25 protein-coding genes are annotated in these 23,777 nt (G+C 35.0%); 13 read left to right on the top strand and 12 right to left on the bottom strand.

The features are described from left to right. Positions 1-37: 37 nt before the first annotated feature. Positions 38-724: a response regulator transcription factor gene (locus tag M2373_RS19325; RefSeq protein ID WP_027380477.1), complete on the bottom strand. Its 687-nt coding sequence runs from the start codon at positions 722-724 to the stop codon at positions 38-40. 108 nt (positions 725-832) lie between these two features. Beyond that, positions 833-2,380 (bottom strand): sensor histidine kinase KdpD, encoded by a 1,548-nt coding sequence (locus tag M2373_RS19320; RefSeq protein WP_259112897.1) that lies wholly within the window; start codon positions 2,378-2,380, stop codon positions 833-835. Between the two features lie 205 nt (positions 2,381-2,585). On the opposite strand from M2373_RS19320, the gene M2373_RS19315 reads away from it, so the two are divergent. Continuing rightward, the gene (locus M2373_RS19315) at positions 2,586-3,071 is read left to right on the top strand and encodes an SRPBCC domain-containing protein (RefSeq protein ID WP_259112896.1); all 486 of its coding nucleotides are present in this window, start codon (positions 2,586-2,588) and stop codon (positions 3,069-3,071) included. A 147-nt stretch (positions 3,072-3,218) separates the two neighbouring features. On the opposite strand, the gene M2373_RS19310 is transcribed toward M2373_RS19315, so the two are convergent. From M2373_RS19310 to M2373_RS19290, 5 genes are all read right to left on the bottom strand, one after another. Continuing rightward, positions 3,219-3,560, bottom strand: coding sequence for a hypothetical protein (locus M2373_RS19310; RefSeq protein WP_259112895.1), 342 nt, complete (start codon positions 3,558-3,560; stop codon positions 3,219-3,221). A gap of 10 nt (positions 3,561-3,570) precedes the next feature. Next, positions 3,571-3,777 (bottom strand): hypothetical protein, encoded by a 207-nt coding sequence (locus M2373_RS19305; protein ID WP_259112894.1) that lies wholly within the window; start codon positions 3,775-3,777, stop codon positions 3,571-3,573. 2 nt (positions 3,778-3,779) lie between these two features. Further along, positions 3,780-5,825: a S9 family peptidase gene (locus M2373_RS19300; RefSeq protein ID WP_259112893.1), complete on the bottom strand. Its 2,046-nt coding sequence runs from the start codon at positions 5,823-5,825 to the stop codon at positions 3,780-3,782. Between the two features lie 160 nt (positions 5,826-5,985). After that, on the bottom strand, positions 5,986-6,726 hold the full coding sequence (locus M2373_RS19295; RefSeq protein ID WP_259112920.1) for a uroporphyrinogen-III synthase: 741 nt from the start codon (positions 6,724-6,726) through the stop codon (positions 5,986-5,988). Positions 6,727-6,738: 12 nt separating this feature from the next. Next, positions 6,739-7,500: a DUF4271 domain-containing protein gene (locus M2373_RS19290; RefSeq protein WP_259112891.1), complete on the bottom strand. Its 762-nt coding sequence runs from the start codon at positions 7,498-7,500 to the stop codon at positions 6,739-6,741. Here M2373_RS19290 and M2373_RS19285 point away from each other — a divergent pair. The 4 genes from M2373_RS19285 (at position 7,484) to M2373_RS19270 (ending at position 10,895) form a co-directional block, all read left to right on the top strand. Next, on the top strand, positions 7,484-8,200 hold the full coding sequence (locus tag M2373_RS19285; RefSeq protein WP_259112890.1) for a polyprenol monophosphomannose synthase: 717 nt from the start codon (positions 7,484-7,486) through the stop codon (positions 8,198-8,200). The genes M2373_RS19290 and M2373_RS19285 overlap by 17 nt on opposite strands. Beyond that, entirely contained in the window at positions 8,197-8,565 is a 369-nt protein-coding gene (locus tag M2373_RS19280; protein WP_259112889.1) for a DUF4296 domain-containing protein, read from the top strand. The genes M2373_RS19285 and M2373_RS19280 overlap by 4 nt, the downstream gene beginning before the upstream one ends. A gap of 5 nt (positions 8,566-8,570) precedes the next feature. Continuing rightward, a complete protein-coding gene (gene tgt, locus M2373_RS19275; RefSeq protein ID WP_259112919.1) occupies positions 8,571-9,704 on the top strand; it encodes a tRNA guanosine(34) transglycosylase Tgt in 1,134 nt (377 codons plus the stop codon). A 78-nt stretch (positions 9,705-9,782) separates the two neighbouring features. Continuing rightward, complete coding sequence (locus tag M2373_RS19270) at positions 9,783-10,895, top strand: LptF/LptG family permease (protein ID WP_259112888.1); 1,113 nt, start codon at positions 9,783-9,785, stop codon at positions 10,893-10,895. Here M2373_RS19270 and M2373_RS19265 read toward each other — a convergent pair. Then, a complete protein-coding gene (locus M2373_RS19265; protein WP_259112887.1) occupies positions 10,889-11,605 on the bottom strand; it encodes a biotin--[acetyl-CoA-carboxylase] ligase in 717 nt (238 codons plus the stop codon). The genes M2373_RS19270 and M2373_RS19265 overlap by 7 nt on opposite strands. An 86-nt stretch (positions 11,606-11,691) precedes the next feature. Here M2373_RS19265 and rsfS point away from each other — a divergent pair, with 86 nt between their 5' ends. The 6 genes from rsfS (at position 11,692) to M2373_RS19235 (ending at position 16,870) form a co-directional block, all read left to right on the top strand. Beyond that, on the top strand, positions 11,692-12,060 hold the full coding sequence (rsfS, locus tag M2373_RS19260; protein WP_072953881.1) for a ribosome silencing factor: 369 nt from the start codon (positions 11,692-11,694) through the stop codon (positions 12,058-12,060). Between the two features lie 16 nt (positions 12,061-12,076). Continuing rightward, the gene (ftsH, locus tag M2373_RS19255) at positions 12,077-14,089 is read left to right on the top strand and encodes an ATP-dependent zinc metalloprotease FtsH (protein ID WP_259112886.1); all 2,013 of its coding nucleotides are present in this window, start codon (positions 12,077-12,079) and stop codon (positions 14,087-14,089) included. A 137-nt stretch (positions 14,090-14,226) separates the two neighbouring features. Further along, complete coding sequence (locus tag M2373_RS19250) at positions 14,227-14,808, top strand: lactate utilization protein (protein WP_259112885.1); 582 nt, start codon at positions 14,227-14,229, stop codon at positions 14,806-14,808. Positions 14,809-14,832: 24 nt separating this feature from the next. Further along, positions 14,833-15,705 carry a phosphatidate cytidylyltransferase gene (locus M2373_RS19245; protein WP_259112884.1) on the top strand — a complete coding sequence of 291 codons (873 nt, stop codon included), beginning with the start codon at positions 14,833-14,835 and terminating at the stop codon, positions 15,703-15,705. 4 nt (positions 15,706-15,709) lie between these two features. After that, positions 15,710-16,363, top strand: coding sequence for a phosphatidylserine decarboxylase family protein (locus M2373_RS19240; RefSeq protein WP_259112882.1), 654 nt, complete (start codon positions 15,710-15,712; stop codon positions 16,361-16,363). Positions 16,364-16,453: 90 nt separating this feature from the next. Next, positions 16,454-16,870, top strand: coding sequence for a hypothetical protein (locus tag M2373_RS19235; RefSeq protein ID WP_259112881.1), 417 nt, complete (start codon positions 16,454-16,456; stop codon positions 16,868-16,870). Between the two features lie 6 nt (positions 16,871-16,876). Here the strand turns inward: M2373_RS19235 and M2373_RS19230 are convergent, their stop codons facing one another. From M2373_RS19230 to M2373_RS19215, 4 genes are all read right to left on the bottom strand, one after another. Then, complete coding sequence (locus M2373_RS19230; RefSeq protein ID WP_259112880.1) at positions 16,877-17,224, bottom strand: DUF1801 domain-containing protein; 348 nt, start codon at positions 17,222-17,224, stop codon at positions 16,877-16,879. Positions 17,225-17,247: 23 nt separating this feature from the next. Continuing rightward, positions 17,248-19,086: an ABC transporter ATP-binding protein gene (locus M2373_RS19225; protein ID WP_259112879.1), complete on the bottom strand. Its 1,839-nt coding sequence runs from the start codon at positions 19,084-19,086 to the stop codon at positions 17,248-17,250. Positions 19,087-19,290: 204 nt separating this feature from the next. After that, positions 19,291-20,214, bottom strand: coding sequence for a M28 family peptidase (locus tag M2373_RS19220; protein WP_259112878.1), 924 nt, complete (start codon positions 20,212-20,214; stop codon positions 19,291-19,293). 231 nt (positions 20,215-20,445) lie between these two features. Beyond that, positions 20,446-20,835 carry a DUF4293 domain-containing protein gene (locus M2373_RS19215; protein ID WP_259112877.1) on the bottom strand — a complete coding sequence of 130 codons (390 nt, stop codon included), beginning with the start codon at positions 20,833-20,835 and terminating at the stop codon, positions 20,446-20,448. Positions 20,836-20,979: 144 nt separating this feature from the next. Here M2373_RS19215 and rho point away from each other — a divergent pair, with 144 nt between their 5' ends. Both rho and M2373_RS19205 read left to right on the top strand, forming a co-directional pair. Next, the gene (gene rho, locus M2373_RS19210; protein ID WP_259112876.1) at positions 20,980-22,809 is read left to right on the top strand and encodes a transcription termination factor Rho; all 1,830 of its coding nucleotides are present in this window, start codon (positions 20,980-20,982) and stop codon (positions 22,807-22,809) included. 341 nt (positions 22,810-23,150) lie between these two features. Next, a complete protein-coding gene (locus M2373_RS19205; protein WP_055985200.1) occupies positions 23,151-23,747 on the top strand; it encodes a superoxide dismutase in 597 nt (198 codons plus the stop codon). Positions 23,748-23,777: the final 30 nt, after the last annotated feature.

The following is a 23,777-nucleotide window of genomic DNA, read 5'->3' as shown; positions in this document are numbered from 1 at the left end:
GTTTTGCTAATTTTACATTTATAATGATATTTCGGAATTAATTTTTAACTAAAAGTCTAAATCCTTCTCCGTGAACATTGATAATTTCCAATCCTTCATCGTCTTTTAATAATTTACGAAGTTTTGCAATATAAACGTCCATACTTCTGGCTGTGAAATAATTCTCTTTTTTCCAGATTTTTCTTAATGCCAGATCTCTTGGCATAAAGTCGTTTCTGTGAATACAAAGAAGCTTCAGCAGTTCATTTTCTTTGGGTGAAAGTTTATATTCATTATCTCCGACTCTTAATTGTCTCAACATAGAATCAAAGAAGATATTGCTGATTTTAAACTGTTCCTGCTCCTCATTTTCCAATGTAGAGCTTCTTTGAAGTATCGCTTTGATTTTATATAAAAGCAGTTCGGTATCAAATGGTTTAGTGATATAATCATCAGCTCCCAATTGATATCCTTTTAAAATATCCTCTCTCATATTTCTTGCAGTCAGGAAAATGATGGGAGTATTTTTATCAATCTTTTTTACATCTTCGGCTAATGAAAACCCGTCTTTTTTAGGCATCATTACATCAAATATGCAGATGTCGAATTCGTTTTCCGTAAATTCTTTCAATCCCTGCTCTCCATCTGTGGCCAATGTAACCTCGAAGTTATTGATCGTTAAATAATCTTTCAATACTGCTCCGAAACTCTGATCGTCTTCTACTAATAATATTCTGTTGCTCATAGTTTTAAGTAATTAATAATTAACAAGTAAGAATGAATGGTATTCCTTCTCTTTTATAATATTTTGCTTTTGGGTCTTTTTTATAACTGATTTCTGCTTTTGTTTATTTTAACTCATCGGTAATTTTATCGTAAACACACTTCCTTCTCCTTTGTTTGAGTCTACTATAACCTGACCTTTATGTAATTCTACAATCTTTTTTACATAAGAAAGTCCCAAGCCCTGTCCTTTTACATTGTGAATGTTTCCTGTTTCTTCCCTAAAGAATTTTTCGAAAATCTTTGTTTTATTCTGACTTTCCATTCCCATTCCTTTATCTGAAACTTCAATCACATACAGATTTCCTTCGTTGCTGGTTTTTACATGAATTTCAGGTGTTTCCGGAGAGTATTTGTTTGCATTGTCCAATAAATTCACCAACATATTGGAGATGTGGAATTCATCAATTTTAAAGGTGTATTTATCAGCGGTAAATTCCTGTGTAAGAGTACCATTCCTCTGCTGTACAATCAGGTTGAATGATTCAGCTGTTTTCTTGATCAATTCTCTTACATTGGTTTCTCTTAAGAACAGCTTGACTTCATTACGCTCAAGTTTGGACATATTAAGAACGTTTTCAACCTGTTTTTTCATCCTTATATTTTCCTGTTTAATCAGCTCGGAATAATATTTCACCTTATCCGGATTGGTTGCGATTTTGTCATTGGCTAAAGAGTCTGTTGCTACGGAGATCGTGGCCAGTGGCGTTTTAAACTCGTGTGACATATTATTGATGAAATCTGTCTTCACTTCTGCCAGTTTTTTCTGTTTCATCATATAATTAATGGAAATAATGTAAATTCCCAGAATCGTTAATAATGAAAGGAAGGTTCCCAGTAGCATTGGCCAGTTATTCATGGCGAGTGAGTATTCCTTTTTAGGGAAAACAAGGGCCAGATTATATAAGGTTCTTTCTTTTTGATCGGTAAAAAGAGGATAACTGTAAGTGTTATTGTCCTTTTTTTCTTTATAATCCTTATTGACGATACTGGTCAGTGTATTATTTTTATCAATAATTCCATAGCCGAATTTGGCTGAAATCCCTCTTATCTTAAGCTCTTTAGTAATAACAGAATCAAGAATCTTTTCATCAACTCTTTTGGTGATGGGTAAGTTATTACCCAGAATTTTAGCATACTCTTTTAAGGAATAATCACCATTTTCCAGTGCCGTATTGATATCCGCTGTCAGAAGCTCACGGTTTGTCGTGTCTCTTTTTATCTTGTAAGCGGCTTCATCGGTGTATAATTTGGTCAGCTTAATCGAATCTCCCTGCTGCGAAATCGGAAGCTTGGTTTTTTCGATGATATTTTTTGAATATATGATTTGTCGTTGGGCACCCGAATCTTCTACCTGTTGGATGGTCGTTAATGAAGGTTTTTCGCTATTGGCCAAAATATTATTTCTAAAACCTTTATAATCAACGTTTAAATATTTGTCAACTTCAATTTCAGCCATGCTTTTGGAGGTACTTTCCAAAGCGGAGTATACTTTATTGGAAAAATCCTGCTCAAGTGCACCATAATAACGTTTCAGCCAATAAAATTGGAGCGTGACGAAGACAATCAATGAAATTGTCATAAACACCGAAATTATTGGGATGAATTTATTATTCATTAGAGTATTTTATAATGTTTTTGTAAAGATGAATGTTAAAATTAATTATTTTAAGACTTGATAAACAAAAAACGAGCCAAAAAATTGTGTAATTTTTCTTAAAACTGTGTTTTTTAACATTTATTTATAAATTTTTAATTACTTGTCATAGGAAAAGTGCCGTCACAGAATAAAAAACTAGCTTTGTTTAAAACAAAATAGTATTATGGAATCTGATATCATTTTTAACAAAGATTTTGATTCACACAGTGTATATGTCATGAAAATTTACAACACTGATGTTTCAAAAGTGTGGAATTATTTTACCAAATCCGAATTATTGGATCAATGGTGGGCTCCGGAACCCTGGAGGTGTGAAACTAAAAGTCAGGATTTTCGGGAGGGCGGAATCTGGCTGTATTCAATGGTTGGTCCGGAAGGAGAAAGACACTATGCACAGGTAAAATATGGCGAAATTATGGAGCACAGAAGTTTTGACGGTGTTGATACTTTTTGTGATGAAAATGGCCATGTGAATTCTGATTTTCCAGAAGCAAAGTGGTTATTTGGTTTCACAGGAGTAGAAGAGGGAACGAAAGTTACCGTTAATCTTCATTTTCAATCAGAACAAGCGATGAAGCAGTTGCTGGAAATGGGTTTTGAAGAAGGTTTCAAAATGGGACTGAATCAGCTGGAAGAGATTCTGATTTGAGAATTTGAAAATGGAAAAATTTGAAAAAAGATATTTTATAAATAGGAACAGGCATTAGCTAAAACTCAAAATAAAAAAAATGGAAAGTAATTTTTACTTTCCATTTTTTATTCAATACCATTTGAAAATTTTCAAATGATCTTATTTTCAAATTAATTCTTCATCCTGGAAATATTGAATAATTGCCTTTTTCATAAGCAGGGTCTGCTCGTTGGGTTTCAATTCCGGAAGTCCTTCCAGCTGATCAAAATGAGGCCAGCCATCTTCGTAATGCGAGAATTTATAGTATCCGAAAGGTTCTAATAATCTGCAAACGGCAATGTGAAGAATATTTAATTTATCGTCTTTTGTATATTTTTGCTGACCGCTTCCCAATTCCTGAAGACCTATTAAAAATAAATACGTTTCAATAGGAGCATCTTTTTCGGTGTCAAAATTTTCAATGAAAAAATCTTGTATTTTTTTCCAATATTCTGCGTCGTTAATCATAATTTATAAATCAATTCTCCTGATTGTTATTTTTATTTGCCCCTTCATCTTCTGATTTTGAAGAGTCTTGTTTTCTCGCAAGATCAAGAAGTTGTTCATATTTTTCATTTCTCTTTTCTTGCAAATATTCTTTCTTTTCAATCCTATTAATTTTACTTTTTTGAAAAAGATAATAGGCAATTGCAATACATAAAAAAATTACCAGAAGAATCAGCATTTTTAATAATTGTTTTCTAATTTCAATAAGAAGGCATATTCTAATGCATCTTCTTTCAGTGATTCAAATCTTCCGCTGGCACCTCCATGTCCTGAACTCATATCAGTCTTGAAAATCAAAAGATTGTCATCTATTTTTAATTCTCTTAATTTTGCCGTCCACTTTGCCGGCTCCCAATACTGAACCTGAGAATCATGGAGCCCGGTTGTAATCAGGGTGTGAGGATAATTTTTAGCTTCCACATTGTCATAAGGTGAATAGTCTTTCATGTAATGATAATATTCTTCATCATTAGGATTTCCCCATTCATCGTATTCTCCTGTTGTCAAAGGGATTGTTTCATCCAGCATCGTTGTTACAACATCCACAAAAGGAACCTGTGCTACAATTCCGTTGAATAGTGAAGGCTCGTAATTCATCACCGCGCCAACCAGCAGTCCGCCTGCGCTTCCGCCCATTGCATACAAATGTTTTGATGAAGTATAATTTTCTTTAATCAGATATTTTCCGGCGTCAATAAAGTCAAAGAATGTATTTTTCTTAAACAGCATTTTTCCGTCTTCATACCATTCCCGGCCTAAATATTCACCACCTCGGATGTGAGCAATAGCATAAATGAATCCTCTGTCTAAAATTGACAATCTTACATTCGAAAAACTTGCATCAACGGTATGTCCGTAGCTTCCATAGCCATATAAAAGCAAAGGAGTATCTGCCGATTTCTTAGTGTCTTTATGATAGACAAGAGAAATAGGAATTTTAACTTCTCCATCTCTGGATTCTGCCCATATTCTTTCGGAAATATAATTTTCCGGGAGAAACTTTCCGCCCAAAACTTCCTGTTGTTTCAAAAGCTTGGTGGTTTTTTCTTTCATATCATATTCGTAAGTAGAGCTTGGCTGCGTCAGTGAAGTGTAACCATAGCGTAAAACTTCTGTGTCGAATTCAAGATTAACACCGATATAAGCGGTATAAGTAGGATCTGAAAAAGGAAGGTAGTATGAATCCTGTGTTTTTTCGTCAATGATCTTTATCTGTAACAGTCCTTCTTCTCTTTCTTCAAGAACAAGATAGTGTCTGAAAATTTCAAAACCTTCCAACAAAACTTCCGGACGGTGAGGGATAACATCCACCCAGTTTTCCATTCCGCAATTACTGATTTTCGCTTTTACGATTTTAAAATTAAATGCGTCATCTGCATTGGTAATGATATAGAATTCATCTTCGTAATGTTCAACAGAATATTCCAGATCATCAATTCTTGGCTGAATGATTGTCCAGTCTGCAAAAACATTATTGGAAGGAATAAATCTGTGTTCGTCAGAAATCGTGCTTGAGCTTGCGATGAAAATATATTCCAGAGATTTAGTTTTGAAAACATTAACGTCAAAAGTATCATCCTCTTCATGGAAAATTAGAATGTCCTCTGAAGAATCTGTGCCCAATTTATGTCTGTAGACCTTAAATGCCCGCAGGCTTTCATCTTTTCGGATGTAAAAAACATGCTCGTTATCATTGGCCCAGACTGCTTTTCCTGTTGTATTTTCAATTTTATCAGAAAGAATTTCTCCGGTTTTTAAGTCTTTAAAATTTATAGAATAGATTCTTCGGCCTACGTTGTCTTCAGAGAAAGAAACCAGTTCGTTATTCGGGCTTACCGCAAGGCTTCCGACTTCAAAATAACTTTCGCCTTCCGCAAGGATGTTCACATCGACTACGATTTCTTCTTCGTTGTCTAAGCTTTTATATTTTCTACAAAAAATAGGATATTCTTTTCCTTCTTCATATCGAACAATGTACCAATATTCATTAAAGAAATAGGGTAAAGATTCATCATCCTTTTTATAACGGGCTTTCATCTCTTCAAAGAGCTCTTCCTGGAAATCTTCAGTGTCCTTCATGATAAAATCTGCATAAGCATTTTCTTCTTCAAGATATTTTATGACTTCAGGGTTCTCCCTTTCGTTGAGCCAGAAATAATTGTCAATTCTTTTATCTCCGTGTGTTTCCAGTATTTTTTCTATTTTTTTTGCCTGTGGAGCTTTCATTCAAATGTTTTAATTTTTTAACGCGCTGACCTATTTTTCTCCTTGAAAAAGTGGTTTTTGCAGGCGTTTCTTTCAATATTAATTCTTGTTCAAATTTAATTAAAAAAAAACCATCTTTCCTTTATGAAAAGACGGTTAGTTTGTATTTTATATTAAAATTCTACTTATGTAGAGCTTTAATGTATTTTTCCAGTGCCATGGTCATAGATGGTGTTTCCTTTGTAGGAGCCATTAAATCTACCTTTAATCCTGCCTCTTCTGCAGCGGCTGAAGTCGTTGTTCCGAAAACTCCGATCTTCGTTTCATCCTGTTTAAAATCAGGGAAGTTTTGCTGTAAAGATTTAATTCCTTGCGGGCTGAAGAAAATCAGCATATCGTAATCTTTGATATTGATATCAGTAAGATCACTGCAAACAGTTCTGTACATGATAGCTCTCGTCCATTCGATGTTTGCTGAATCTAACGTCTTAATAATATCCGGGCTCAGCACATCAGAAGATGGGAGCAGATATTTTTCCGTCGGGAATTTTTTGAAAAGAGGAGCCAGATCCGAGAAATTTTTCTCTCCAAAACTGATCTTTCTTTTTCTGTAAACAATATGTTTTTGAAGATAGTTGGCAATAGCTTCCGACTGACAGATGTATCTCATCGTGTCTGGAACGGCAAAACGCAATTCCTCAGCCAGTCTGAAATAATGATCAATCGCATTCTTGCTGGTAAAAATAATACCAGTATACTGCGTAAGATCTATCTTCTGTGTTCTAAGTTCTTTGTTGTCAACTCCTTCGACGTGGATAAAAGGACGGAAATCAATCTTTATTTTTTCCTTTTTCGCTATATCCAAGTATGGAGAAGATTCACTAGGCGCTGGTTGTGAAACCAATATAGACTTTATTCTCATCATTGACATTTATTAATAAAACAACAATTTCCAAAGCAACAAAAGTGGTGCGATTTGGAGGGTGCAAATATACAAAAATTTATAATACCATTTTTCAGGTAAGACATTGTTCTTGTGAAATAAATAGAAAAAAACCTTGAAAATGAATACAAAAGAAAAGAACAATAAATAGTAATAAAATATTTTACTTCTGTCTATGGGGAAATAATAGTGGGTTACACATAAAATTATTAGCAAAAAAGACAAAATGAAATAAAATTTTGTGGAGGTAAAATAAAAAACTGGCCATTTTTTTCCATCACCGATGCTTTGGTAAAACAAGAAGCCAAAAGATGATTTTAATAGATAAAATAAAACAACAACTGTTAGAGTATACCCGAATTTGTTCATCTGATAGCCCATAATCTGAAGATCGGCCACATATTTTGGGACCGTCGGTATGTATTGAGACAATAAAACAGCAAGTGTAAGAGCAGATACACAGGAAGTGATGACCCAACTGGGCAGGTTGTTGCTCGCGTCAAAATATTTTTGAAGCAGAAAGTCCTTTAAATTGGCATCTCTTTCTATGACATTCATCATAAAAATGAATAAAAAGATGCAGCCCAGCAGTATAAAAATTACCCAGTCATTGTTCTCAGGTATTCTTACATGGTTTGTGAAATTTTGTGATAACAGCAACGGAATGTTTTTTGCAAAATTATAGATTATTTTGTATAAAATAAAAAGGTTAAATAAACTATCTTTGCAAATTGAAATGAAAAAACTGGTCATTATCCCAACTTATAACGAAAAGGAAAATATTGAAAATATTATTTCCGCGGTTTTTGCATTGGAAGATGACTTTCATATTTTGGTAGTGGATGATACATCTCCCGATGGAACAGCTGAAGTTGTAAAAGATTTACAAAGAAGATTTCCTCACAATTTGCACCTTTCAATAAGGCATGTAAAAGACGGTTTGGGAAAAGCATATATTCATGGGTTCAAATGGGCTCTTCAAAATAATTATGATTATATTTTTGAAATGGATGCCGATTTTTCTCATAACCCCAATGATCTTCCTAAATTATATGAAGCTTGTCTTAATGCAGATATGGCGATTGGTTCCCGTTACTCAAAAGGGGTGAATGTGGTCAATTGGCCAATGGGAAGAGTATTGCTTTCTTATTTTGCATCAAAATATGTAAGATTTATTTTAGGACTTTCAATTCATGATACTACAGCGGGCTTCGTTTGTTTTTCAAGAAATGTTTTGGAGGAAATAGGATTGGATAATGTAAGGTTAAAAGGATATGGGTTTCAGATTGAAATGAAATTCAGAACTTTTAAAAAAGGCTTCAAAATTGTAGAGGTTCCTATTATTTTTACCAACAGAGTGTTGGGAGAAAGTAAAATGAACGGTGGAATTATTCATGAGGCTGTTTTTGGAGTTTTAAATTTAAAATGGAAATCATTAATCAACAGATTATGAAAAAACTGATCTTCATTTTTGTGTTATTAAGCATGTTTTCATGTGGAGATTATGTCGACAAGCCTAAAAATTTGATTGATGCAAAGAAGATGTCCGAAATTATGGCCGATATGTCGATCAGTGATCAGGCTACTTTTCTGTATCCGAATTCAAATATGGAGGCAGGAACAAGGTATGTCCTGAAAACACACAATGTGAAACCTGATGATTTTAATGCAAGCTTCAAATATTACGTCGTTAAAAATAAAATGAAGGGAATAGCTGAAGATGCTCAAAAAATAATATTAGAAAAAGATCCGAAGGCGGATCAATATGTAAAGGACAAGTTGAAGAAAAACGAAAATGTTCCGTCTTTCGCAAGATAATTATGATGCAAAAATTTTTTAATATAGAAAAAACCTCTGAGGGAAAGGCCAGAGCGGGAGAAATTACCACAGATCACGGTAAGATTCAAACGCCCATTTTTATGCCTGTAGGAACAGTAGCAAGTGTAAAGACTGTTCACCAAAGAGAATTAAAAGAAGACATTAAAGCCCAAATTATTTTGGGTAATACATATCATTTATACCTTCGTCCCGGAATGGAGACTATGCAGGATGCCGGAGGATTACATAAATTCATGAACTGGGATCTTCCAATTCTTACAGATTCAGGAGGTTTTCAGGTATTTTCCCTGGCGAGCAGCAGAAAAATGACGGAAGAAGGGGCAAGATTCAAATCTCACATCGATGGAAGCTACCATATGTTCTCCCCGGAAAAGTCAATGGAAATCCAGCGACAGATCGGAGCGGATATTTTTATGGCTTTTGATGAATGTACCCCTTATCCTTGCGAGTACAATCAGGCAAAAACGTCAATGGAACTTACACACCGCTGGTTAAAAAGATGTATTGACTGGACCGAGAATAATCCTGAATTGTATGGCCACAAGCAGAGACTTTTTCCAATTGTTCAGGGGTCTACCTATTCAGATTTAAGAAAAATTTCAGCTGAAGTGATTTCAGAAGCTGGAGCTGAAGGAAATGCAATCGGAGGACTTTCTGTAGGAGAGCCGGAAGAGGAAATGTACAGAATTACAGATGAGGTGACCGATATTTTACCAAAAGAAAAACCGAGATATCTGATGGGAGTAGGAACTCCGTGGAATATTCTGGAGTCTATCGGATTGGGTATTGATATGATGGATTGCGTAATGCCGACCAGAAATGCAAGAAATGCAATGCTTTTTACATGGCAGGGTGTGATGAACATGAAGAATGAAAAGTGGAAAAAAGACTTTTCGCCATTGGATGAATTTGGGACAAGTTTTGTAGATAGAGAGTATTCAAAAGCCTATTTAAGACATTTATTTGTATCTAAGGAATATTTAGCTAAACAAATTGCTTCAATTCATAACTTAGCATTTTATTTAGATCTGGTGAAAGTAGCAAGAGAGCATATTTTAGCCGGAGATTTCTACGAATGGAAAAACTCTGTAGTTCCTGTTCTTAGACAAAGACTTTAAAAAGAGTCTGAAAAAGACCATTTAAATAGGGTAGGACGGAATCCTATCAAATGATAAACATAAATAAAACGCAGTAAAATGCTAAAAATTATAGACAGATATATCATTAAAAAATACCTTGGGACTTTTAGTTTCATGTTGATATTGCTGTCTATAGTTGTTTTGGTAATTGATGTTCAGCAAAAAATCCCGAGGATCGAAAATGCTAAACTCATTGATCCAAAACTGGATTTGACCTATTTTCTTATCCATTTTTATCCTTTCTGGATTGTCAACCTGGTGATGACATTTTTGTCTATTCTGGTGTTTATTTCAGTGATTTATTTTACCTCAAGGCTGGCAAATAATACGGAAATTGTTGCGATAATCAGTAGTGGGGCGAGTTTTCACCGTTTTGCAAAACCTTATCTGCTTACTTCTCTGTTTATTGCTGTATTGTCGTTGGGAATCAATCACTTTGTATTGCCTTGGGCCAATATTCAGAAAAATCAGCTGGAAGCCTATACCTATAATGCAGCCAATAAAGAAAAAGTGCTGGGAACAGCGCCAGTTTCCGCACAGTTGAGCAGAACAGAGTATATTTTCATTAATTCCTGGAATAAAAGAGAGAAAAGAGGATCTGGATTTATCTTTCAGAAATTTGATAAAGACAGAAAGATGGTTTATGAGCTTAAAGCCTCTGATGTACTTTGGGACAAAACCAAAAAGAAATTTATACTCAATAGCTATCTTGAGAAAACTATTAATAAAGATGATTCTGAGAAACTGGCTAACGGCTATGAGTTAATAAAAAGTTATGGCCATGATCCTGAAGAACTTTTCCCAAATGAACTTTTAGGACAAAATAAAACCACACCGGAACTTTTAAAATTTATTAAAAGAGAAACGGAAAAAGGAAACAGTAACCTGAATGCGCACCTTAACGAGCTTCATCAAAGAACCTCAATGCCTATTTCTATTGTTATTTTAACCTTTCTTGCCTTGTCACTTTCTTCACAAAAGAAGCGTGGAGGATTGGGAATTAATCTTGCGCTTGGGATCTCCCTGGCTTTCGTATTTGTATTTTCATTCGAAGCATTAAAAGTGGTATCGGAAAATAAAAGCATGTCACCGCTATTGGCGATGTGGTTTCCGAATATTGTCTTTTTTCCGCTTGCCGCTTATTTATACTTTAAAAGAGCAAATCAATAAAGGAGTTTTATTTCTTTGTGGTAAAAAGGTTTTAATCCGTCTTTTTCCAGTTCGATCCAGAGTTCTCCTTTTTCGTCAGCATGTTTTATGATGCCATTTTGTCTTTCTTTTTCGATTTCGAAAACCGAAATCTGATCTTTACGGAATAAATGGTGGTTAAATTGTTCCATAATTTCCTGTTCTGAAGGAAGATTTTTTAATTTTTCTGTCAAAAAATCATGAAGCTTTAAGGTGAACTCTTCCAGCTCAAATCTTTGTCCTGTTTGCGTCAGAAGTGAGCCTGCGTTTGATATTTCATCGAATGTATCCTGAAGAACATTAAATCCGGCGCCGATGATGAAATAATTATTTTGATTAATTTTTTTCTTTTCAATCAGAATTCCGACTATTTTTTTATTTTTAAGAATTATATCGTTCGGCCATTTTATATGAACTGTATTTTCAGTCAATTTGGCAAGGAAATCCCTGATGATAATTGCGGTATAATAATTGAACATAAAATCGGAGACCTTAAAGTTCTGAGCTTTTACGGCTAGAGTGTACGCTAAATTTTTTTCAGCAGTAGAAGCCCATGTATTTCCATACTGTCCGCGACCTTTCGTTTGATTGAATGTGTGTAAACCAAAAAAATCAGAATTTTCGTAAAGTAAAAACTTTGATATTTCGTCATTAGTAGAAGAGCACTCTTTAAGGTAGAATAATTGACTCATTTAAGAAAACTTTAAGACTTTTAAAGGGTTAAAAATAAGGCTAAAGTAAAGAAAAAACAATAAATTTGCAGATTATAGATATTTTAATGAATAAAACAGCAGAAAAGCAAGCGCTAATAGATAAAATTGTAGAGGCTATCCAAGATGTAAAAGGTGAAGATATTATGATTTTCGATCTTTCAAACATAGAAAACTCTGTAGCAGAAACTTTTATAATTTGTAGCGGAAATTCAAATACACAGGTATCTGCATTAGCAGGAAGTGTAGAGAAGAAGGTGAGAAACGATCTTAAAGACAGACCTTGGCATGTAGAAGGTACAGAAAACTCGATGTGGGTTTTAGTAGACTATGTTACGGTAGTAGTTCATATCTTCCAGAAAGAAACTCGTGAATATTACGATATTGAGGAACTTTGGGGAGATGCGAAAATTACAAAAATTGAAAGCGAATATTAAATTTTAAAAAGTATAAATGAACAATAAAGGATTCAACTGGTTTTTTCCGATTGCAATCATAGCTCTTTTGTTATTTTTCGGTTCTAATTTTTTAGGAGGCGAAAGTGCAAAATCTATCGATGAAGATGGTTTCTTCAGAGAAATGCAATCCGGAAAAGTTCAGAACATTATAATTTATAAAGATACTGAGAAAGCCGATGTTTTCCTTACACAGGCAGCAAAAACGGCGATGGTGAGTAAAACCAAAGAAAACGATCCGCTTTCTGCTTTCTCAATGGCTCCAAAAGCAGATTATTCTGTGAAATACGGAGATCTTCAACTTTTTCTTCAAAAATTTGATCAGGTAAAAGCCCAAAATCCGGCAATTAAAACCTCGAAAGATTATGGTGCAGGCAAAAATCCGTTTATGGATATTTTGGTTTCAGCATTGATCTGGATCGCAATTTTGGGACTATTCTACTTCCTTCTTTTCAGAAAGATGGGCGGTGGCGGAGGTCCTGGTGGACAAATTTTCTCTATCGGGAAATCTAAAGCCAAACTTTTTGATGAAAAAGAAAGAATTCAGGTGACATTTAAAGATGTTGCCGGTTTGGAAGGTGCAAAAGAAGAGGTACAGGAAGTGGTAGACTTCTTGAAAAACTCTGAAAAATATACTAAATTGGGAGGTAAAATTCCTAAAGGTGTACTTTTGGTAGGACCTCCGGGAACAGGTAAGACGTTATTGGCAAAAGCAGTAGCGGGTGAAGCTAAAGTTCCTTTCTTCTCACTTTCAGGTTCTGACTTTGTGGAAATGTTTGTAGGAGTAGGTGCTTCTAGAGTAAGAGATCTTTTTGCTCAGGCTAAAGCTAAATCTCCTGCCATTATCTTCATTGATGAGATTGATGCCATCGGGCGTGCCAGAGGGAAAAATAATTTCTCAGGTGGAAACGATGAAAGAGAAAACACATTAAACCAGCTTCTTACTGAAATGGATGGTTTCGGAACAGATACCAACGTTATTGTAATGGCTGCAACCAACAGAGCAGATATCCTGGATAAAGCTTTGATGAGAGCCGGTCGTTTTGACCGTTCGATCTATGTAGATCTTCCGGAACTGCACGAAAGAAGACAGATTCTTGATGTTCACTTAAAGAAAATCAAGCTTGACGATAATGTAGACAGAGACTTTTTGGCAAAACAAACACCAGGTTTCAGTGGAGCAGATATTGCTAATTTATGTAACGAAGCAGCATTAATTGCGGCAAGAAACAATCATACTTCAGTAACAAAACAGGATTTCCTTGATGCTGTAGACAGAATTATCGGAGGTCTTGAGAAGAAAAATAAAGCGATTAAACCTTCTGAAAAGAAAAGAGTGGCTTACCACGAAGCTGGACACGCAACGATTTCTTGGTTGGTAGAACATGCTTCACCATTATTAAAAGTAACAATTGTTCCGAGAGGACGTTCTTTAGGGGCGGCTTGGTACTTACCGGAAGAAAGACAACTGACCACTACAGAGCAAATGCTGGACGAGTTATGTGCAACATTAGGAGGTAGAGCAGCAGAGCAGGTTATTTTTAACAATATTTCTACAGGTGCACTTTCAGATTTGGAAAGTGTGACGAAAAGAGCTCAGGCGATGGTAACGATCTATGGTTTGAGTCCGAATATTGGTAATATTTCTTACTATGACAGTTCAGGTCAGTCTGAGTACTCTTTTGGAAAACCATATTCTGAAGAAACAGCGAAAAAGATTGATGCTGAAATCAAAGGAATTATTGAAAATCAGTATAGCAGAGCGATTCAGATTCTGACTGATAATAAAGATAAACTTGATGCTTTAGCCAATAAGCTTTTAGAGAAAGAGGTGATCTTCCGCGAAGATTTAGAAGAAGTATTCGGGAAAAGAGCTTGGGATCCTGAATTGACAGAGAAACCGGTTACCAATACAATTCCTGATGCTAAAGAGCCGAGCGAGCAGATTATTATAAAAGATAAGGAAGAGGAAAGTGAAATTCAGGCACCTGAAAGTCCGACTCAGCTTTAAAATTCTTTGTAAAAACAATAAATTAAAACCTGACAATAGTAAAATTGTCAGGTTTTTTCATATTTAAAGGCAGATTTTTGGAGTCTATTATAATTAATTTTTTACTTTTGTATAAAGTTGACTAAAAATAAATTAAGTTGAATTTATTCAAGAGGATTGTAAGCAAACTTACCAACCAGCCTGAGGAGGAAGAAAAACCTAGCCTGGAGAAGTTAGGGGACTCGCTGAAAAATGCGGATCTCGACTATAAGTTTGCCCAATTGTTTACGCATTCGGGGGGATTTTTTAATTATTGTGCAGATGAAGCGGAAGCTCTACAGACTTTACATCAGATTATTAAAATAGAAGGTATCGGAAAAGTGTTTTGTTGGGATAAAGAGCTGCAAAACTTCTTAAACGTGGTGAAAGTTCCTTACACATCAGAAATGGAACATTCCAGCGATGCTGCTTTCATTACCTGCGAATATCTGATCGCTTATGACGGAAGAATAATGCTTTCCCATAATAACATCCTTCACTATCACTCATCAAGATTACCCAGCAAAATTATCATTATTGCCAATGTTTCACAGATTGTCAATAATCTTAATGATGCGATGGGAAAAATAAAGAGAAACGGAAATATTAAGAATCTTACTTCTATCAGTGGAAGCCAGTCGAAACTTGATACGTCTTCTCATGCCAATACAAAACTGTTTTTATTGTTGCTTGAAGATTAAGCATTATTTTCTAAATTTTAAATTTTGGACAAAAACCTCATTCAAAGAACCCTTTCCGGAATTGTGTACGTTGCTGTCATTATTCTGTGTACAACACCGCTGGGAGCTCAACTTATCAATAGTATTTCTCCGGAATTAGCAAAACAGGAGTATTTATACTATGGTTTAATTACATTTTTGCTGGCAGTAGGCTCTTGGGAGTGTGTGAAAATTATGAAGTTTGGAAACAGCTATGAAAAATGGGTTGTTTTTCCGCTCATAGGATTCATCTTTTATATTTTTTCAAAAAGGTATTTTCATCATGATTTCTTTTTCGATTTCAGATTCAGTGAGATTTTGGCTCTGGTCTTAATTGTCATTGCAGTGGTAACTTTATTCAAGTATCCCAATGAATTATATTTTGATAGCGGAAAGCTTATTTTTACTGTTATTTATGTGGCATTACCATTCAGTTTTGCGTTAGGCCTGCCAAAGTTTTCAAGCTATGAAGACCGCTTTTCTTTAGAGGTTCTTTTTTTATTTATTTTAATCTGGAGCAGCGATACTTTTGCCTATTTAACAGGAAAGTTTTTCGGAAAACATAAAATGGCACCCAAAATTTCTCCTAAGAAAACCTGGGAAGGGTATATCGGGGGGGTGGTATTGACATTAGTCCTGTCTTATTTCGTGGAACTGTACCATCCTGATCTTCGCGGAAACTGGATGGTCGTAGGATTTCTGGTAGCAGCCTTCGCTCCTGCAGGAGATTTGGTAGAAAGCCAGCTGAAAAGAAATTTCGCAGTAAAAGACAGTGGAAACATCATTCCCGGACATGGTGGCGTATTAGATAGGCTGGATAGTTTTTTAATCTGCGTTCCTGTCGTATATTTGTACTTTATTTTAGAAAAATTTATTTAATCTCATGAAATTACACAGAGAGTCAAAAGGAACAATTACCGTTGCCACCTTATTGTTTATCATTATTGGTGTGTTGGCTATTTATTTTCTTAAAATGTGGTCTTTAGTGATCATTCTGCCATTATTGGTGATTTACAGCTTGGTATTTTGGTTCTTCAGGGTTCCGAATCGTGAAATCCTGGAACACAGAGAGAATGTCATTGCTCCGGTTGACGGAAAAGTAGTAATGATCAAAGAAGTAGAAGAAGATGAGTTCATTAAAGGGAAAGCCATTCAGGTTTCTATCTTTATGTCTCCTCTAAATGTTCACATTTGCAGATATCCTGTTTCGGGAGAAGTTATTTACAAAAAATACCATCCGGGCAAATATCTGGTAGCATGGCACGAAAAATCGTCTACTGAGAACGAAAGAACGACTGTTGCTGTACAGAGTTTAACCAATCATAAAGTGGTTTTCAGACAAATTGCAGGTTATGTGGCGAGAAGAATCGTTTTCTACTGTAATGAAGGGGATAAAGCTAGAGCAGGGCATGAGTTTGGATTCATTAAATTCGGATCGAGAATGGATGTATTTCTGCCTTTGGACACTGAAATTATTTGTAAGATCGGAGATATCACAAAAGGTGGTTTGGATGTGATTGCAAGAATGAAAGATTAAGATCTATATTAAAATATTTAAAAGACTGTTTCTAAAGGAGCAGTCTTTTTCATTATATTTAGAAAAAAAATAATTTAAAAATATAGATTGATGAAATTTTTCCTTTTAAGTTTAATAATGCTTTGTTTTTATTCATGTACATCTTTCAGCCGGTATTCAACAGATACAAAAGAGGTAAAATGCGATAATGAAAAGCGCTATATTTGTTTTACTAACGAAGCCTTACATTGGAATTATCAGTCATTTGGAGCAATGAAAATAGCCAACACTAAGCAGCAATTTGATAAAATAAAAGTAAAAAAGACTCCAAAATTTAAAGAGGTGCTGTTGTATGGTCAATCATGGAATTTTGAAGGCGATTTTTATATTCTGTTGAATAATAAAAAAACTTCTGAAGATTATATTTTTAAAGATACTTTGATTAATGGAAACAAAATTACCATTGTTCTGAGTAAAAAAGTAACTCATGATATTAATAAATCTTTTCTCCTTAACGGATTAAAATGATCAGAATCACCTGATATATGTTTTAACTTCATTAATTAGGCTTAAAATAAATTCTACAGGCAAATCCTCTTCCATATCAATTAAAAGGATTTTAAACTTCTTTCTGCCTTCCTGAAGTAATTCCTGATAATCAAGCCTGTCTCCATGATAAAAACTTACATAATGTTTCCTGTATTTTTTGCTGTAATAAAGATAGCATAGCATTTTCTTTTTATACTTGAAAAAAGGTAATCCAAAGCTTAATGTTTCGGTGATATGTTCTGTATCAGACTCAAGAATTTTTTTACGTAAAAAAAGAAGAGTACTTCTATCAGGCTCTTCAATTCTGTAGAAATACTCTTGTATAGGGTTCATTTTAAATCGCGATTTAAAAAGTTTTAATCAAAATTCTGAAGCTCAACTAGTTTCTGGTAAGTTCCCTTCTTGGCAATAAGGTCGTGGTGAGTTCCCTGTTCCACGATATCTCCTTTTTCCATAACCACAATCCAGTCTGCTTTCTGAATCGTTGAAAGTCTGTGAGCGATCACCAGTGAAGTTCTGTTTTCCATCATCTTTTCCAGGGCGTCCTGAACAAATCTTTCTGATTCGGTATCTAAAGCAGAAGTTGCTTCATCAAGAATCATGATCGGTGGATTTTTTAAGACGGCTCTAGCAATGGAAACTCTTTGTTTCTGTCCTCCGGAAAGCTTGCCTCCATCATCTCCGATATTTGAATCATATCCTTCAGGCAGCCTTGTAATGAAAGCATCTGCGTTAGCGATTTTAGCTGCAGCAATCACTTCTTCTCTTGTGGCATCCGGTTTACCCATCAAAATATTATTGTAAACGGTATCGTTAAATAATACAGATTCCTGAGTTACCATTCCTAAAAGCTGACGGTAATCCTTTAAATTTAAATGTTTTATATTGATTCCGTCAATCAAAATATCTCCTTCTGAAACATCATAGAATCGTGCCAAAAGATTGGCAATCGTAGTTTTACCACTACCACTTTGCCCTACCAAAGCTACTGTTTTTCCTTTGGGAATGCTTAGTGAGAAATTTTTAAGAATCGTATGGTCTTTATCGTAATAGAAACCGATATTATTGAATTCAATGGACTTATTTAATGTAGAAATCGAAACAGGATTGGCAACTTCGTCTATTTTTACGTCTGCATCAAGGATTTCTAAAACTCTTTCAAGAGAAGCTTCTCCTTTCTGAACATTGGAAATCGACTGTGATAAACTTTTCACTGGAGGCAAAATCTGGAAGAAAATACCTAAGAAAACAAGAAAATCTGCAGGAGATATGCTTTGTTCCACGATAATTTGTTTTCCTCCGTACCATGCAATGATCAGGAAAGTAACAGAGCCTAGAAATTCGCTCATTGGCGATGCCAGTTCTTTTTTTCTGCCTAATCTTATTGAGCTGTTGATCCATCGTTGCATAGACTGCATGAATCGGGTGTCCATTATTTTTTCGGCACTGAAAATCTTAATTACTTTTGTAGATTTCAAAGTTTCATCTACGATAGAGAAGATATTTCCCATTTCGTTCTGAGCTTCATGAGAATCTTTTTTCAGACTTTTTCCGATCAACGCGATCATGGTTCCCATAACGGGCAATACCAAAAGTGAAAAAAGGGTCATCTCTGTACTCAAAAAGAAAAGAGTTACCAACGTACTTATTAACATGAACGGAGCATTGATCAATTCGACCAGGCTACCTAAAATGTTACCCTCTACTTCACCAACGTCATTTGACATACGGGACATAAGATCTCCCTTTCTGCTTTCTGTAAAGAACGAAACAGGTAACGAAAGAATCTTTCTGTACATGGCTCCGCGAAGGTCTTTGGTAACACCTACACGATAGTTGATCAGTAAAAATGAACCTAAATATCTGAAAATGTTTCTCAGTAAAAACATGAAAGCCGTTATTACACAAAGCCAGGCCAGCACAGTAAGTGCTCCATGTTCTGTCACTAAGCTCTGAACATAATAATTGGCATACTCTTTTACATAATCGAAGAAATCTAAAATATCTCCCGAATAAACAGGAGGAGCGCTGTATTTTTTGGCTTCAATGGTTCCGAAAAGCATTCCTAAAACCGGTAAGATGGTCCCTAAAGAAGCAATCTGAAATACAGAATACAAAATATTGAAGAATAAACTTCCGTAGATATATTTTTGGTGAGGTCTTGCGAACTTTAGTATTTTAATATATTGATTCATTCAATGAAAAAATTGGATAGCAAAATTACGTAATTTAAATGATAAGACGTTTTTTAATAGTCTTTTACTTTACCCTAATATGTTTCAGTTCTTGAGGATTTGTTACAGCCTTTGGATAATTGGTTGCCTTTAAGATGATTTTTTGTTTTGATATAAAATAAAAACCACCAAAAAATGGTGGTTTTCTTTATGATTAAAATTTTATTAAAATCTTACTTTGTCATTATATTTAGGTGCAAAATTCTTTGGAGTCAGTTTTTCTAATGTCTTTCCGAAGTTGTTGATGATCTGTGTAAGATTATCAAAATCTACCACGGTTACATCATCACTTACCTGATGGTAGTGTTTTATTTTACTCATGTCGGCTGTGGAAATAGAATGAGCGATAATTTTCTTTTTTACAAAACTTACATTGTCTGATCTGTAGAATAACTGTTCCTTAGCATATGGATCCGGATTTATTTTCAATCCGTTCACGGCATTTTTATTAAAGAGTTCAGCCAGATCAGAAAATTCATCTCCTGTCATGAATACTGCATTTTTTCCAAATTCAGATTCTGTTGCCACCATTTCAAAATTGAAAAGACTGGTCATGTTATTGTAAATTGGATCGAGATTTTTATCCTTAGCAATAGCTTTTGAACCCAGCATTCCCTTTTCTTCTCCATTGAATGCCATGAAAACCATTGAAAAATCAGGTTTTTTGTTTTTAAAATAGTCAGCGATTCCTACCAGTGTGGTGATTCCGCTTGCATCATCATCTGCCCCGTTGTAGATGTTGTCGCCATTCGTTTTGTTAGTAGTTCCGATATGATCGAAATGACCTGAGAATCCAAGGTATTTATCTGTTTTTCCCTTCTTGATTCCGCAAACATTATAAGCTGTTTTTCCTTTGTAATCAAATGGAACCAAGTAAGAATTTCCGGTACAGTATTCTAGATTATTTTCCTTGAAAAGCGTAGCAATATAATTGGCGGCATTATCATTTTCCTGAGTTCCGATTTCACGTCCTTTCATTTCGTCAGAAGCCAGCGTCGATAATACAGTCTGGATTTTTTCTTTTGAAACTTCCTGTGCAAAGGAGAAAACTGAAAACAGTGAAAAGGTAAGATAGGTTAGTTTTTTCATTTTAGATCAAATTTATAAATAATATGTCGTAGTTGAAACGCAAATGTTGCATCTAAATTTTTTTATTTCTTTCTCCTTCAAATCCTGTGGATTTTCACAGATGACTGAATGTGTCTTTTTGGTGAATCCTTGACAGGGATTGCATATTATATAGATCAAATCTGTATTAATTTAAAAATAAAAAAACAGCTCCTAAAAGAAGCTGTTCTTACTCAAAAAATCGTTGTACGGTTATCGAAGTCTGTCTACAGATTTTACGAGCCTTTCATCTTTCTTGATATAAACGTTTGAAATAATCAAACAGATAATCGCGATCAATGGGAAAATCGGCTCAATACCCTTCTCAGGAAATTGCATTCCTCCGGATAAGTTTTGTAACCAGTAAATCAATACACCAATCAACAAAGCGTTTATAATGATGCTGATGTTATTCAGCAAAATTTGTCTCTTTCTGTTTTTAAAGCTGAATACACTCAGTAACCCAACCAAAACAAGTACCACACAACCTATATTCAGCAAAGGAATAGAAGCTGAAATGATGACGTCCTGTCCTGTAACGAACAGAAACACAGCAGCCAAAACTGCTAAAAAAGTCCATATAGTCTGTATTCTTTGTAGCATCGAATATTAAATTCTAGGCAAAAGTACTATAAATTTTGCACAATTCAAAAATAAGTGTAGATTTGCATTATACAATGTACTTGAAAACAAAAGTCACCGGACTTACTTTTCTTACTCACAATTAATTACATTTTTACATTAAATATGTTTAACATAGAAACGTTAAGGTCAAAATCCGTAACGGAACTGACTAAAATCTTAAAGGATTTAGGCGTTAAAGTTGCAAGAAACAGCAATGAGAATGATAAAATCTTTGCTATTCTTGACTTTCAAGCTTCTAACCCTAAAGTTGCCAAAGATTATTTCAACGCCACAGAAGCCAGTATGAATACTGAGGAAGCGCCCGCTGAAAAACCAGCCAAAGCGCCTGTGAAAAAAGCTGCTCCAAAGAAACCTGCAGCAAAACCTAAGGCCCCGGCGGCAAAACCTGCTGCAGAACCAAAGGTAACAGCAGAAATAAAAACAGAAGAAAAAGAAATTGTTTCCGAAGAAGTAAAAGCTGAAGAGCCTGAAGAGGTAAAAGCAGAAACAATCACAGATGAAACTTCAAATGCTAACGCAGCGAAGAGAAAAAGAAAAAGACTTCCTGTAGCGGAAAACGGTAATACCGAATCCCCTCAACCCAAAACAGAAGCTCCTAAAAACACAGAACCTCAGGAATCTGCTCCAGCAGAAGAAAAGCCTAACATCCCTCAACAACAAACTCAGGCTAGACCTCAAAAAGGACAAAATCATCCGCAAAACAGCGGAAACCAACATAGAAATCAAAATCAAAACCCGAATCAAAACCAAAATCAGAATAGACAACAGCATTCTGAGAGACAGGAGGAACACCACGAGCACAAAAAAGAGTTCAGTTTCGACGGTATGGTAAGTATCGAAGGTGTTTTGGAAATTTTACCTGATAACTACGGATTTTTACGTTCGTCGGATTTCAGTTATATTTCGTCACCGGATGATGTGTATGTTTCGACGGCACAAATCAGAAATTTTGGTTTAAAAACAGGAGATACAGTAAGAGGTATTGTAAGACTTCCAAAAGAAGGTGAAAAATATTTCTCTTTACTAAAACCAACAGAAGTTAACGGACGTGATCTTGCTTTTATTAAAGACCGTGTTGCTTTTGAATATCTTACCCCGCTTTTCCCGGAAGAGAAATTTAATCTGACAGGAAATAATTCTACAATGTCCACAAGAATTGTTGATTTAATTGCTCCTATCGGAAAAGGACAGAGAGCAATGATTGTAGCCCAGCCAAAAACGGGTAAAACAATGTTACTTAAAGATATTGCCAATTCAATTGCTTCCAATCACCCCGAGGTGTATATGATGGTACTTCTTATTGACGAACGTCCGGAAGAGGTTACCGATATGGAAAGAAGTGTAAATGCAGAAGTAATTGCATCTACATTTGATGAAGCAGCTGAAAAACATGTGAAAGTAGCCAACCTTGTTTTAGCAAAAGCTCAAAGAATGGTTGAATGCGGACATGATGTTGTGATTTTATTAGACTCAATTACCAGATTGGCAAGAGCTTATAATACTGTTACCCCAGCTTCAGGTAAAGTTTTATCGGGTGGGGTTGATGCGAATGCTCTTCACAAACCGAAAAGATTCTTCGGAGCAGCAAGAAAAATCGAAGGTGGCGGTTCATTGACGATTATTGCAACAGCTCTTATTGATACGGGTTCTAAAATGGATGAAGTAATCTTTGAAGAATTCAAAGGAACGGGTAATATGGAACTTCAGTTAGACAGAAAAATTGCTAACAGAAGAATTTATCCGGCGATTGATCTGGTTGCTTCAAGCACCCGTAGAGATGATCTTCTTCTGGATGAAGTGACTTCGCAGAGAATGTGGATTTTAAGAAAGTATCTTTCTGAAATGAATCCTGTAGAAGCTATGGAATTTGTAAGTAAAAACATCAAAGGAACCCGTAATAACGAGGAATTCCTGATGTCTATGAATAAATAAATTAATTTAATATTGTTAATGAGAAGCACGGACCTTTGGGTTCGTGCTTTTTTGTTGGTTTTTTTTGGCTGGAAGAAAAGCGATGGAAGTTTTTAATGATTGCGTTTTATTTTTTTGTATTATTAAATTTTAATTTAAAAAATTAATTTTATATTAAAAGCAAAAAGACTGTTTTCAAACTTCAAAAACGTCCATCTTCCCGCATCCGACTTGCTTCCTCAGAAATTAAAATTATTCTAAATCAATATATCAATGTTAAAGATTTATTAAAGTAATCTCCATTTTTTGAATATAGCTTAATTTATGGCTAACTTTGGTTTATAACATTAAAAATAATAATTATGTCATTTGAATTACCAAAATTAGGATATGCTTACGATGCTTTAGAGCCAACAATTGATGCAAAAACTATGGAAATCCACCATACAAAGCACCACCAGGCATATATCGACAATTTAAATAATGCCATTAAAGGAACTGATTTAGAAGGAAAAACTATAGAAGAGATCTGCCAGACAGGAACTGATAAACCAGCGGTAAGAAACAATGGAGGAGGACATTTTAACCACTCTTTGTTCTGGGAAATCTTAACTCCTGGAGGAAGCAATGAGCCAGTAGGAAATGTGAAAGCTGCTATCGAAGCTTACGGAGGTCTGGAAAAATTCAAAACTGATTTTTCGGATGCTGCTAAAACAAGATTTGGATCAGGATGGGCTTGGTTGATAAAAAATGCTGACGGTTCTGTTTCCGTATCTTCAACTCCAAACCAGGATAACCCGTTAATGCCTGTTGCAGACGTGAAAGGAACTCCGGTTCTAGGACTTGATGTTTGGGAGCACGCTTATTATTTAAACTATCAAAACAGAAGACCTGACTATGTAGCAGCGTTCTTCTCTGTAGTAAACTGGGATAAAGTAGAGGAATTATTCAACAAATAATTTTTAGCTATTATAAAATGAAAAGGTTCA

Source organism: Chryseobacterium sp. JUb7, assembly GCF_024806495.1.
GTDB lineage: Bacteria > Bacteroidota > Bacteroidia > Flavobacteriales > Weeksellaceae > Chryseobacterium.
The sequence above is the reverse complement of the archived record's forward strand: the minus strand, read 5'-3'. Positions and strand labels throughout refer to the sequence as shown.

What these genes read in the sequence shown, in the direction of transcription:
- ftsH (WP_259112886.1), top strand. Translation starts at nt 12,077, where the DNA reads ATGAACAATAAAGGATTCAACTGGTTTTTTCCGATTGCAATCATAGCT.
- tgt (WP_259112919.1), top strand. Translation starts at nt 8,571, where the DNA reads ATGCAAAAATTTTTTAATATAGAAAAAACCTCTGAGGGAAAGGCCAGA.
- M2373_RS19220 (WP_259112878.1), bottom strand. Translation starts at nt 20,214, where the DNA reads ATGAAAAAACTAACCTATCTTACCTTTTCACTGTTTTCAGTTTTCTCC.
- M2373_RS19215 (WP_259112877.1), bottom strand. Translation starts at nt 20,835, where the DNA reads ATGCTACAAAGAATACAGACTATATGGACTTTTTTAGCAGTTTTGGCT.
- M2373_RS19290 (WP_259112891.1), bottom strand. Translation starts at nt 7,500, where the DNA reads ATGACCAGTTTTTTCATTTCAATTTGCAAAGATAGTTTATTTAACCTT.
- M2373_RS19265 (WP_259112887.1), bottom strand. Translation starts at nt 11,605, where the DNA reads ATGAGTCAATTATTCTACCTTAAAGAGTGCTCTTCTACTAATGACGAA.
- M2373_RS19295 (WP_259112920.1), bottom strand. Translation starts at nt 6,726, where the DNA reads ATGAGAATAAAGTCTATATTGGTTTCACAACCAGCGCCTAGTGAATCT.
- rho (WP_259112876.1), top strand. Translation starts at nt 20,980, where the DNA reads ATGTTTAACATAGAAACGTTAAGGTCAAAATCCGTAACGGAACTGACT.
- M2373_RS19315 (WP_259112896.1), top strand. Translation starts at nt 2,586, where the DNA reads ATGGAATCTGATATCATTTTTAACAAAGATTTTGATTCACACAGTGTA.
- M2373_RS19230 (WP_259112880.1), bottom strand. Translation starts at nt 17,224, where the DNA reads ATGAACCCTATACAAGAGTATTTCTACAGAATTGAAGAGCCTGATAGA.
- M2373_RS19270 (WP_259112888.1), top strand. Translation starts at nt 9,783, where the DNA reads ATGCTAAAAATTATAGACAGATATATCATTAAAAAATACCTTGGGACT.
- M2373_RS19240 (WP_259112882.1), top strand. Translation starts at nt 15,710, where the DNA reads ATGAAATTACACAGAGAGTCAAAAGGAACAATTACCGTTGCCACCTTA.
- M2373_RS19325 (WP_027380477.1), bottom strand. Translation starts at nt 724, where the DNA reads ATGAGCAACAGAATATTATTAGTAGAAGACGATCAGAGTTTCGGAGCA.
- rsfS (WP_072953881.1), top strand. Translation starts at nt 11,692, where the DNA reads ATGAATAAAACAGCAGAAAAGCAAGCGCTAATAGATAAAATTGTAGAG.
- M2373_RS19225 (WP_259112879.1), bottom strand. Translation starts at nt 19,086, where the DNA reads ATGAATCAATATATTAAAATACTAAAGTTCGCAAGACCTCACCAAAAA.
- M2373_RS19205 (WP_055985200.1), top strand. Translation starts at nt 23,151, where the DNA reads ATGTCATTTGAATTACCAAAATTAGGATATGCTTACGATGCTTTAGAG.
- M2373_RS19280 (WP_259112889.1), top strand. Translation starts at nt 8,197, where the DNA reads ATGAAAAAACTGATCTTCATTTTTGTGTTATTAAGCATGTTTTCATGT.
- M2373_RS19235 (WP_259112881.1), top strand. Translation starts at nt 16,454, where the DNA reads ATGAAATTTTTCCTTTTAAGTTTAATAATGCTTTGTTTTTATTCATGT.
- M2373_RS19320 (WP_259112897.1), bottom strand. Translation starts at nt 2,380, where the DNA reads ATGAATAATAAATTCATCCCAATAATTTCGGTGTTTATGACAATTTCA.
- M2373_RS19305 (WP_259112894.1), bottom strand. Translation starts at nt 3,777, where the DNA reads ATGCTGATTCTTCTGGTAATTTTTTTATGTATTGCAATTGCCTATTAT.
- M2373_RS19285 (WP_259112890.1), top strand. Translation starts at nt 7,484, where the DNA reads ATGAAAAAACTGGTCATTATCCCAACTTATAACGAAAAGGAAAATATT.
- M2373_RS19310 (WP_259112895.1), bottom strand. Translation starts at nt 3,560, where the DNA reads ATGATTAACGACGCAGAATATTGGAAAAAAATACAAGATTTTTTCATT.
- M2373_RS19300 (WP_259112893.1), bottom strand. Translation starts at nt 5,825, where the DNA reads ATGAAAGCTCCACAGGCAAAAAAAATAGAAAAAATACTGGAAACACAC.